The sequence below is a fragment of the Streptomyces sp. UW30 genome, from assembly GCF_008042075.1.
Classification (GTDB): Bacteria; Actinomycetota; Actinomycetes; order Streptomycetales; family Streptomycetaceae; genus Streptomyces.
The window spans coordinates 19,763-31,019 of the sequence record NZ_RDBN01000037.1; the positions used below are offsets into that span (position 1 = coordinate 19,763).

The following is an 11,257-nucleotide window of genomic DNA, read 5'->3' on the forward strand; positions in this document are numbered from 1 at the left end:
TTTTGATCACGTCGGCGTGAACACGCCCATGACCTCAGTGTGTTCGCCAGCTCTCGCTGAGTGCGGGGCCCACCTGTTCGAGATGCGAGGCGGTCAGTGCCCGCATCGCGTCGAGACTGTAGTCCTCGCCGGTGCTCCACTGACGCTCCGTCAGTCGCATCACTCCGCCGAACACGGCCACCGCCAGCCGGGGTCGCGGATCGCTGTCGACGTCGACGCCCTCGCGCTCGGCGAGGATACGCGCGATGGCCTCCTCGATCTCCACGGACTTGCGCAGATGCGCCGCGAGCAGCACGGGCGTCGACTCGACCACCTGGTACATGCGCAGATACAGCTCGACGGGTGCGACGGCCTCGATCACGTCGTGCAGCGTGTCCCAGCCCTCCAGCACTGCCTGGCGCAGCGCCTCCATGGGCGGCTCGTGCGGCGGGCGTGCGCGCACCGCCTCCAGGAAGTGCGCCACCGTCATCTCCTGCAGCCCGAGGGCGGCCTCCTCCTTGCCGGCGAAGTAGCGGAAGAAGGTGCGCTGCGACACGTCGACGGCGTCCGCGATGTCGTCGACGGTCGTGTGCTCGTACCCCTGGCTGGTGAAGAGCTCCAGCGCGGTCCGCAGCAGCGCGTCCCGGGTGCGCTGTTTCTTGCGTTCGCGCAGTGTTTCCATAGGTGTCAGTTACCGACTTGTGAATTGGTTTGTCAATTGTCAGCGGCTGTCATTAGCCTCGAACACATGACTAGTCAGACCACCCTCGACAAAACGGGGTCGGGGGGCGACGCGCCAGTAGTCCCGTCGGACGCGGCGCCGGCCAAGGGGCTGCGCGGCCACCCTTGGCTCACCCTCATCACCGTCGCGGTCGGGGTCATGATGGTTGCCCTCGACGGCACCATCGTGGCCATCGCCAACCCGGCCATCCAGAAGGACCTCGGCGCCACCTTCGCCCAGGTCCAGTGGATCACCAACGGGTACTTCCTCGCTCTCGCGGTCTCCCTCATCACCGCCGGCAAGCTCGGCGACCGGTTCGGGCACCGTCAGACCTTCCTCATCGGCGTGATCGGCTTCGCCGCCGCCTCCGGTGCGATCGGCCTGTCCAGCAGCATCGGCGCCGTCGTCACCTTCCGTGTCTTGCAGGGCCTGTTCGGCGCGCTGCTGATGCCGGCCGCGCTCGGCCTGCTGCGGGCGACCTTCCCGGCCGAGAAGCTCAACATGGCCATCGGCATCTGGGGCATGGTCATCGGCGCCTCGACCGCGGGCGGCCCGATCCTCGGCGGCGTCCTCGTCGAGCACGTCAACTGGCAGTCGGTGTTCTTCATCAACGTGCCGGTCGGCATCCTCGCCGTCGTCCTCGGCGTGCTGATCCTGCTCGACCACCGCGCCGAGAACGCCCCGCGTTCCTTCGACCTCCTGGGCATAGCCCTGCTGTCGGCCGCGATGTTCTGCCTGGTCTGGGCGCTGATCAAGGCTCCTGAGTGGGGCTGGGGCGCCGGTAGGACGTGGGCGTTCATAGCCGCCTCGGTGATCGGCTTCGTGCTCTTCGCCTTCTGGGAGAAGAGGGTCAAGGAGCCCCTGATCCCGCTGGGCCTCTTCCGCTCGGTCGCGCTCTCCGCGGGTGTCGTCCTGATGGTCCTGATGGCCATCGCGTTCATGGGCGGCCTGTTCTTCGTGACGTTCTACCTCCAGAACGTCCATGGCATGAGCCCGATCGACGCGGGCCTGCACCTGCTGCCGCTCACCGGCATGATGATCGTCGGCTCGCCGCTCGCGGGCGCGATGATCACCAAGCTCGGCCCGCGGGTCCCGCTGGCCGGCGGCATGGCGCTCACCGCGATCGCCATGTACGGCATGTCCACGCTGGAGACGGACACCGGCAGCGGCATCATGTCCGTCTGGTTCGCCCTCCTCGGCCTCGGCCTCGCGCCGGTCATGGTCGGCGCGACGGAGGTCATCGTCGGCAACGCCCCGATGGAACTCTCCGGCGTCGCGGGCGGTCTCCAGCAGGCCGCGATGCAGATCGGCGGCAGCCTCGGTACGGCCGTCCTGGGCGCCGTCATGGCCTCCAAGGTCGACAGCGACCTCGCCGGCAACTGGGCGGACGCCGGGCTCCCGGCGCTCACCCCGGCCCAGGAGGCGCAGGCCTCCGAAGCGGTCCAGGTCGGTGTGCCGCCGGTGGCACCGGGTACGCCGGACGCCATCGTCGCGAAGATCACGGATGTGGCGCACGACACGTTCATCTCCGGGATGAGCCTCGCGTCCCTCGTCGCCGCGGGTGTGGCGGTCGTGGCGGTCGGGGTCGCGTTCCTCACCAAGCGCGGCGAGAACGCGGAGGCGGGTGCGGGCGCGGCGCACATCTGACGCGCCGGGTTCTTGCTCCTACGGGAGGGGTCGGCGGCCGAGTTCCCCTATCAGGGTGACAAGGCCGAAGACCCCTCCCGTCGGCATTCGCCGCAGGTCACAGTGGGTCAAGCCAGGGCCTGCGGCGCGCTGCCGGAGGGGGTCAGCGCGCCGTCGGCCCGGCGCCGGGGCGAACGCCGGCGTGTGTGCGTTTCGGGCTGCGGGTGCGTGGTGGCTGGTCGCGCAGTTCCCCGCGCCCCTGAGGTCGGCATACTCCCGCCAATTACCCGCGCCCTGCGCACGCGGCATCCCGCCCCAGTTCCCCGCGCCCCTGAGGTCGGCATACTCCCGCCAATTACCCGCGCCCTGCGCACGCGGCATCCCGCCCGGCGGCGCCCCGTTGGCGCCGGGCTGCGTGCCCCCCCCGCTCCAGCCAGGGCTCCGGGCGACCCACTAGCCCACCCGTTTGTCGCTGACCCTTTCCCCTTCGCCCGACAGTGCCGCGACCTCCGCTCGGAGTGCCCGGACCTCCTCCGTCAGCACCCGGATCGCCTCCGTCTGACGCCGCTCCTCCACGTCGTCCATCTCGAAGCGAGATATGAACCACGCGGCGATATTGGCGGTCACCACACCCAGCAGGGCGATCCCGGACAGCATCAGACCCACCGCGAGCATCCGCCCCACCCCCGTGGTCGGCGCATGATCCCCGTACCCCACGGTTGTCATGGTCGTGAACGACCACCACACCGCGTCACCCAGCGTCTTGATGTTCCCGTTCGGGGAGTCCCGCTCCACCGACAGCACCGCCAGCGAGCCGAACATCAGCAGCCCGACCACCGCCCCGGCGACATACGTCGTCAGCCGCACCTGCGACGCCATCCGCGCCCGCTGCCCGACGAGCAGCAGCGTGGACACCAGCCGCAGCAACCGCAGCGGCTGCACCAGCGGCAGCACGACCGCACACAGATCGAGCCAGTGCGTACGCACGAACTCCCGGCGATCCTCGGCGAGCGCCAGCCGGACGACGTAGTCCAGCGCGAACGCCCCCCACACCACCCACTCCACCGCGAGACACACGTCCACCACCGCACGGCTCGCCTCGGGCCGGACGATCGGGACGGCATAGGCCACGGCGAACGCCATGGCCAGACCGAACAGAGGGCGCTGGGTATGCCGTTCCCAACGAACTTGGGCGGGCGCTTGCTTCATGGGCGCATCGTAGGAAATGTGAAGGGGTGGTGTGCCCCGCAGGTCACCCACAGGCGCCCCGGGCWCACCACCCCGTCAAGTCGGCCGACAGACGCTACGCGTCGCCGCCCGCCGCTCCCGGATCCGCTGCCGACACATCGAGCAGCTGGTAACGGTCGATCGCCTGCTTCAGCGCCGACCGGTCCACCTTCCCCTCCTTGGCGAGCTCGGTCAGCACCGCGACCACGATCGACTGCGCGTCGATGTGGAAGAAGCGGCGGGCCGCGCCACGGGTGTCCGCGAAGCCGAAACCGTCGGCGCCCAGCGACTGGTACGTCCCCGGCACCCAGCGCGCGATCTGGTCCGGCACCGACCGCATCCAGTCGGAGACGGCCACGAACGGCCCCTCGGCACCGCTCAGCTTCCGCGTCACCCACGGCACCCGCTGCTCCTCCTCCGGGTGGAGAAGGTTGTGCTCCTCGCACGCCACGGCCTCGCGGCGCAGCTCGTTCCAGGAAGTCGCCGACCAGACGTCCGCCTTGACGTTCCACTCCTCGGCGAGGATCTTCTGCGCCTCGACCGCCCACGGGACGGCGACACCCGAGGCCATGATCTGCGCCGGGATCGACCCCGAGGTGCCCTCGGCGATCCGGTGGACGCCCTTGAGGATGCCCTCGACGTCGACGCCCGTAGGCTCGGCCGGGTGCTGCATCGGCTCGTTGTAGACGGTGAGGTAGTAGAAGACATCCTCGCCGTGCGGGTGCTCCGCGTCGCCGCCGTACATCCGGCGCAGACCGTCCTGCACGATGTGCGCGATCTCGTATGAGTACGCCGGGTCGTAGGCGACACAGCCCGGGTTCGTCGAGGCGAGCAGCTGCGAGTGGCCGTCCGCGTGCTGAAGGCCCTCACCGGTCAGCGTCGTACGGCCGGCGGTCGCGCCCAGTACGAAACCGCGCGCCAGCTGGTCCGACATCTGCCAGAACTGGTCGCCGGTGCGCTGGAAACCGAACATCGAGTAGAAGACGTAGACCGGGATCAGCGGCTCGCCATGCGTGGCGTACGCCGAACCCGCCGCGATCAGCGAGGCCGTGCAGCCCGCCTCCGAGATGCCGTCGTGCAGCATCTGGCCCTGTGGCGACTCCTTGTAGGCGAGCAGCAGCTCGCGGTCGACCGACTCGTACTGCTGGCCGAGCGGGTTGTAGATCTTCGCGCTCGGGAAGAAGGAGTCCATGCCGAACGTGCGGTACTCGTCCGGTGCGATCAGCACGAACCGCCGGCCGATCTCCTTGTCCCGCATGAGGTCTTTGAGGAGCCGCACAAAGGCCATGGTCGTCGCGATGGACTGGTGGCCCGAGCCCTTCTTCACGGTCGCGTACGTCTTGTCGTCCGGCAGCGCCAGCGGCTTGGAGCGCACCACACGCGTCGGGACGTAACCGCCGAGCCCCTGGCGGCGGTCGTGCATGTACTGGATCTCCTCGGAGTCGCGCCCCGGGTGGTAGTACGGCGGGAGCCCGCTGTCCAGGTCCTTGTCGGCGATCGGCAGGTGCAGCCGGTCGCGGAAGCGCTTGAGGTCGTCGACCGTCAGCTTTTTCATCTGGTGCGTGGCGTTGCGGCCCTCGAAGTTGGGACCGAGGGTCCAGCCCTTGATCGTCTTGGCGAGGATCACCGTCGGCTGGCCCTTGTGCGCCTTGGCCGCCGAGAACGCCGCGAAGATCTTCTTGTGGTCGTGACCGCCGCGGCCCAGGTGCAGGACCTGGTCGTCGGTCATGCCCTCGACCATCGCGCGCAGCCGCTGGTCGTCGCCGAAGAAGTGGTCGCGGATGTAGGCGCCGGTCTCGGTGGCGTACGTCTGGAACTGGCCGTCCGGTGTGGTGTTCATCCGGTTGACCAGGATGCCGTCGCGGTCCTGCGCGAGCAGCGGGTCCCAGGTGCGGTCCCAGATCAGCTTGACGACGTTCCAGCCGGCGCCGCGGAAGATCGACTCCAGCTCCTGGATGACCTTGCCGTTGCCCCGCACAGGGCCGTCGAGGCGCTGCAGGTTGCAGTTCACCACGAACGTCAGGTTGTCCAGGCCCTCACGGGCGGCGATGGACAGCTGGCCGAGCGATTCCGGCTCGTCCATCTCGCCGTCACCGAGGAACGCCCAGACGTGCGACTTGGAGGTGTCCGCGATGCCGCGCGCCTGCATGTAGCGGTTCATCCGGGCCTGGTAGATCGCGCCGATCGGGCCGAGGCCCATCGACACGGTCGGGAACTCCCAGAAGTCCGGCATCAGCCGCGGGTGCGGGTAGCTCGACAGGCCGTACGGCGCCTTCGACTTCTCCTGGCGGAACGCGTCGAGGTTGTGCTCGCTGAGCCGGTCCAGCAGGAACGCGCGTGCGTAGATGCCCGGGGAGGCGTGGCCCTGGAAGAAGACCTGGTCGCCGCCGTCGCCCTCGTCCTTGCCGCGGAAGAAGTGGTTGAAGCCCACGTCGTAGAGCGAGGCGGAGGAGGCGAACGTGGCGATGTGACCGCCGACGCCGATGCCGGGGCGCTGGGCCCTGGACACCATGACCGCGGCGTTCCACCGGGTCGCGTTGAGGATCTTGCGCTCGATCTCCTCGTTGCCCGGGAAGAACGGCTCGTCCTTGGTGGCGATCGTGTTGACGTAGTCCGTGCTGCGCATCTCGGGCACGGCCACGCGCTTCTCGCGGGCCCGCTCGATCAGCCGCAGCATCAGATAGCGGGCCCGCTCCCGGCCGCGCTCGTCCACGGCGGCGTCGAGGGAGTCGAGCCACTCCTGGGTTTCCTCGGGATCGAAGTCAGGAACCTGACTCGGAAGGCCGCCAATGATGATCGGGTTGCGATCGGATCCGGAAGCCACGCTGTTCCTTACCTGTCAGAGGGCCGTGTTTCTGAGGGTCTGCACCGCTCACCATCGTGTACCTCGGGGCGCCAAACGTCATCTCTACTGTGAAGTAACCGGCGCCTGGTGAACGGTGGAGAGTCCACTCATGGTTCCCAAACGCACAAACGGGGCAGATTGGTGTGGTGCGCGTCACCTTGAGACCATGAGGGTGTGCCTGGAGTTGCGGTGACACGTTCCGGATCGTCACCGTTTCGGCGGTCTGAACGGCCGGGTACTTGCGCGATCCGCCCCGCCCGTGTGGACTACGGCCAATGCTTCGCGCACGCGCGTGGCTGAGTTATTCCCAAGACATGATCAGGAGGCAACCCGTGAGCGCGACCGCGGACCACGCGGAGGAGCGGACTAGCCCTGCCGTCAGGCTGGGGTTCCAGCCCGAGCAGGTGGTCCAGGAGATCGGCTTCGACGACGACGTCGACCAGGAGCTCCGCGAGGCCATTGAGGAAGTCATCGGCAGCGAGCTGGTGGACGAGGAGTACGACGACGTCGCAGACGCCGTGGTGCTGTGGTTCCGCGACGAGGACGGCGACCTGACGGATGCGCTGGTGGACGCCACCACGTACATCGAAGAAGGCGGCTCGATCCTGCTCCTCACGCCCAAGACCGGCCGTGACGGCTACGTGGAGCCGAGTGACATCTCTGAAGCCGCGACCACGGCGGGTCTGTCGGCGTCCAAGAGCGTCAGCGTCGGCAAGGACTGGAGTGGCAGCCGGCTGGTGACGCCCAAGGCCGCGAAGACCAAGAAGTAACCGGTGACGGTGCCGGGCCGGGCCGAAACGCCCGGCCCGGCCTCTTGTGCGGGCCCCGGTGGCCGCTGCATAGGGTGGGTCCCACCCGAACAGCCCCACCGAAGGGACATTCACGACGATGGCGATCCAGGTCGGCGACAAGGCCCCCGACTTCGAGCTCAAGGACAATCACGGCGCCACCGTGAAGCTCTCCGACTTCCGCGGCTCCCAGAACGTCGTTCTGCTCTTCTACCCCTTCGCCTTCACCGGCGTGTGCACCGGCGAACTGTGCGAGGTGCGCGACAACCTGCCGCAATTCTCCGACCGCGACACCCAGGTGCTCGCCGTCTCCAACGACTCCATCCACACCCTGCGCGTCTTCGGCGAGCAGGAGGGCCTGGAGTACCCGCTGCTCAGCGACTTCTGGCCGCACGGCGAGGTCAGCCGCGCCTACGGTGTCTTCGCCGAGGACAAGGGCTGCGCGGTGCGCGGCACCTTCGTCATCGACAAGGAGGGCGTCGTCCGCTGGACGGTCGTCAACGCCCTGCCGGACGCGCGAGACCTGAACGACTACGTCAAGGCGCTCGACACCCTCTGATCGCGCCCGCGATCCCGCTGGTTACCGACACCTGTGATTCTTGGGCACCAAGGCCTGCAAGCCGCGGGAACCCGTCACTAGGATCGGATCGTTGATCCGATATCAAACGCACGGCGGGGCTCCCCGCCCCTGGACACCAATGGAGGACTCGTGGGAGTCAGCCTCAGCAAGGGCGGCAACGTATCACTGACCAAGGAGGCCCCCGGCCTCACGGCGGTCATCGTCGGTCTGGGGTGGGACATCCGCACCACGACCGGCACCGACTTCGACCTCGACGCCAGCGCGCTGCTGACGAACGCGGAGGGCAAGGTCGGCAGCGACGCGAACTTCGTGTTCTTCAACAACCTGAAGAGCCCCGACGGCTCGGTCGAGCACACCGGCGACAACCTCACCGGTGAGGGCGAGGGCGACGACGAGCAGATCAAGATCAACCTCGCCGGCGTCCCGGCGGACGTCGAGAAGATCGTCTTCCCGGTGTCGATCTACGACGCCGAGAACCGCCAGCAGTCCTTCGGCCAGGTGCGCAACGCGTTCATCCGCGTCGTGAACCAGGCCGGCGGCGCCGAGATCGCGCGCTACGACCTCAGCGAGGACGCGTCCACCGAGACCGCGATGGTCTTCGGCGAGCTGTACCGGCACGGTGCGGAGTGGAAGTTCCGCGCCATCGGCCAGGGCTACGCCTCGGGCCTGCGCGGCATCGCGCAGGACTTCGGCGTGAACGTCTGAGTTCAGCATCCCGGAGGTGACCGTCCAGGACACCACTGGCGGAGTCAGGCGCCGTACCGTTCGGGTGCGGCGCCTGGGGGTGCCCCCACTGGGGGAGTGCAGGACAACCAAAGAAGCATCACGCGGGGAGGACCAGCATCATGGGCGTCACGCTCGCCAAGGGAGGAAACGTCTCCCTGTCCAAGGCCGCACCGAACCTCACGCAGGTGATGGTCGGGCTCGGCTGGGACGCGCGCTCCACCACCGGAGCCCCCTTCGACCTCGACGCGAGCGCCCTGGTGTGCAGCGGCGGTCGGGTACTGGGCGATGAGTGGTTCGTCTTCTACAACCAGCTCAAGAGCCCGGACGGCTCGGTGGAGCACACCGGCGACAACCTCACCGGCGAGGGCGACGGCGACGACGAGTCGCTGCTGATCAACCTGTCCAAGGTGCCGGCCCACTGCGACAAGATCGTCTTCCCGGTCTCCATCCACATGGCCGACGAGCGCGGCCAGACCTTCGGCCAGGTCAGCAACGCCTTCATCCGCGTCGTGAACCAGGCCGACGGCCAGGAACTCGCCCGCTACGACCTCAGCGAGGACGCCTCCACCGAGACCGCCATGATCTTCGGCGAGGTCTACCGCTACCAGGGGGAGTGGAAGTTCCGGGCGGTGGGACAGGGGTACGCGTCGGGTCTGCGCGGCATCGCACTCGACTTCGGAGTCAACGTCTCATAACGCGATATGAGCAAAAGTCGGGGCCCCGTGGGGCGCGACGGGGAGCCGACTAGACTTCGGTTCAAAGTTTCGTAAAGCCGAGTGCGGCGCGCGGGAGCCCCGTACACAAGGATTGGGTAGCCAGTGGTTCTGAAAACCTTCGGCTGGTCGTTCGCGGTCACCGCGCTCGGCCTGGTTGCAGCGGTCCTCTTCGGGGGGTGGACCGCCCTGGGAATCGTGGCGATCCTCTCCGTCCTCGAGATCTCGCTGTCGTTCGACAACGCGGTGGTCAACGCCGGGATCCTGAAGAAGATGAATGCCTTCTGGCAGAAGATCTTCCTCACCGTCGGCATCCTGATCGCCGTGTTCGGTATGCGGCTGGTCTTCCCCGTCGTCATCGTCGCCATCAGTGCCTCGCTGGGCCCGATCGAGGCGGTCGACCTCGCGCTCAGCGACAAGGACCAGTACCAGCAGCTCGTCACTGACGCCCACCCGGCGATCGCCGCGTTCGGTGGCATGTTCCTGCTGATGATCTTCCTGGACTTCATCTTCGAGGACCGGGACATCAAGTGGCTGGGCTGGCTGGAGCGCCCGCTCGCCAAGCTCGGCAAGGTCGACATGCTGTCGGTCTGCATCGCGCTCATCGTCCTGCTGATCTCGGCCCTGACCTTCGCTGCCAACGCCCACCAGCACGGCGGCGCGCACGTCGACAAGGCGGAGACGGTCCTGCTCTCCGGTATCGGCGGCCTGATCACGTACATGATCGTGGGCGGTCTCTCCGGCTACTTCGAGGACAAGCTCGAAGAGGAGGAGGAACGCGAGCACGAGGAGGAGGAAGAGGCGGAGCGCACCGGCAAGCCCCGCACGGCGGTCGCCCTGGCCGGCAGGGCCGCCTTCTTCATGTTCCTCTACCTCGAGGTCCTGGACGCGTCCTTCTCCTTCGACGGCGTCATCGGCGCCTTCGCCGTCACCAACGACATCGTCCTGATGGCACTGGGTCTCGGTATCGGCGCGATGTACGTCCGGTCGCTGACCGTGTACCTGGTGCGGCAGGGCACCCTCGACGACTACGTCTACCTGGAGCACGGCGCGCACTACGCGATCGGCGCGCTCGCCATGCTCCTGCTGGTCACCATCCAGTACGAGATCCCCGAGGTCGTCACCGGCCTCATCGGTGTCACCCTGATCGCCTGGTCCTTCTGGTCCTCGGTCCGCCGCAACCGCGCGCTGGCGGCCGCGGAGGGAAAAGCCGAGGGCTCGGACGAGAAGACTGAGGTCTCGTCCGGGGTGTGACACACCTGCGGGTGAGGAACGCTCTGTGCGGGGCGGCCGGGCTCCGGCCGCCCCGCCGGTGTTTCCAGGCGGTTTTCAAGTGAACGTGGGGGCGGAATGGGGTTCCTGGACGGACTCTGGCGTGGCCGGGCGGCCGAGTTCGACTCGGGCAGCGCGTCGTCGAACTCGATCCAGCTGACGAAGCGGCACGACCGGGTTTCTCTCACCAAGCAGGGCGCTGCCACGGGGCATCTGCGGATCAACCTGACGTGGCGGATGCGGACGTCCGACATCGGGGGGTCGCAGCGGGAGAGTCTGCTGCGGCATCCGTTCAAGGCGCTCAAGCCGCCGGAGGTGCTCGGACACAGCCAGAGCATGGTCAACGTCGACCTGGACCTCGGGGCGCTGTACGAGCTGACCGACGGGACGAAGGGGGTCGTCCAGCCGCTGGGCGGGTTCCTGGGGGACGTCAACTCGCCGCCGTACGTGAAGCTCAGCGGGGACGACCGGTTCGGGTCGGCGTCGGGGGAGACGATCTACGTCAATCTCGATCACCGGGAGAACATCAAGCGGTTGCTGGTCTTCGTGTACATCTACGACCAGACGCCGGCCTTCGACCGTACGCATGCGATCGTCACGCTGTRTCCGAGCAACGGGCCTCGGATCGAGATAGGCCTCGACGAGCGGCATCCGCAGGCTCGCTCGTGTGCGGTCGTGATGATCGAGAACGTGAAGGGGGAGGTCTGGGTCCGGCGTGAGGTGAAGTTCGTGTACGGCTTCCAGGCCGAGCTGGACCGGTTGTTCGGGTGGGGGTTGCAG

The 11,257-nt window shown here is 67.8% G+C and carries 10 protein-coding genes; 7 read left to right on the plus strand and 3 right to left on the minus strand.

Annotated features, from left to right (window positions below; all coding sequences use genetic code 11):
• Positions 1-34: 34 nt before the first annotated feature.
• A complete protein-coding gene (locus EAO75_RS18650; protein ID WP_147996220.1) occupies positions 35-661 on the minus strand; it encodes a TetR family transcriptional regulator in 627 nt (208 codons plus the stop codon).
• A 66-nt stretch (positions 662-727) separates the two neighbouring features.
• Here EAO75_RS18650 and EAO75_RS18655 point away from each other — a divergent pair, with 66 nt between their 5' ends.
• Positions 728-2,347 (plus strand): MFS transporter, encoded by a 1,620-nt coding sequence (locus tag EAO75_RS18655; RefSeq protein ID WP_147996221.1) that lies wholly within the window; start codon positions 728-730, stop codon positions 2,345-2,347.
• Positions 2,348-2,779: 432 nt separating this feature from the next.
• Here the strand turns inward: EAO75_RS18655 and EAO75_RS18660 are convergent, their stop codons facing one another.
• Both EAO75_RS18660 and aceE read right to left on the minus strand, forming a co-directional pair.
• Positions 2,780-3,535, minus strand: a complete 756-nt coding sequence (locus EAO75_RS18660) for a potassium channel family protein (protein WP_147996222.1) — start codon at positions 3,533-3,535, stop codon at positions 2,780-2,782.
• Positions 3,536-3,629: 94 nt separating this feature from the next.
• Complete coding sequence (aceE, locus tag EAO75_RS18665; protein ID WP_147996223.1) at positions 3,630-6,377, minus strand: pyruvate dehydrogenase (acetyl-transferring), homodimeric type; 2,748 nt, start codon at positions 6,375-6,377, stop codon at positions 3,630-3,632.
• Positions 6,378-6,730: 353 nt separating this feature from the next.
• On the opposite strand from aceE, the gene EAO75_RS18670 reads away from it, so the two are divergent.
• From EAO75_RS18670 to EAO75_RS18695, 6 genes are all read left to right on the plus strand, one after another.
• Positions 6,731-7,168: a DUF3052 domain-containing protein gene (locus tag EAO75_RS18670; RefSeq protein WP_187284506.1), complete on the plus strand. Its 438-nt coding sequence runs from the start codon at positions 6,731-6,733 to the stop codon at positions 7,166-7,168.
• A gap of 118 nt (positions 7,169-7,286) precedes the next feature.
• Positions 7,287-7,745 (plus strand): peroxiredoxin, encoded by a 459-nt coding sequence (locus EAO75_RS18675; protein ID WP_147996225.1) that lies wholly within the window; start codon positions 7,287-7,289, stop codon positions 7,743-7,745.
• Between the two features lie 150 nt (positions 7,746-7,895).
• On the plus strand, positions 7,896-8,471 hold the full coding sequence (locus EAO75_RS18680) for a calcium homeostasis/redox stress adaptation protein (protein ID WP_147996226.1): 576 nt from the start codon (positions 7,896-7,898) through the stop codon (positions 8,469-8,471).
• A 140-nt stretch (positions 8,472-8,611) separates the two neighbouring features.
• Entirely contained in the window at positions 8,612-9,187 is a 576-nt protein-coding gene (locus tag EAO75_RS18685; RefSeq protein WP_147996227.1) for a TerD family protein, read from the plus strand.
• A gap of 123 nt (positions 9,188-9,310) precedes the next feature.
• Positions 9,311-10,459, plus strand: a complete 1,149-nt coding sequence (locus EAO75_RS18690) for a DUF475 domain-containing protein (RefSeq protein ID WP_147996228.1) — start codon at positions 9,311-9,313, stop codon at positions 10,457-10,459.
• A 96-nt stretch (positions 10,460-10,555) separates the two neighbouring features.
• Positions 10,556-11,257, plus strand: a 702-nt coding sequence (locus EAO75_RS18695; RefSeq protein ID WP_147997955.1) for a Tellurium resistance, incomplete at its 3' end; no start/stop codon positions are given.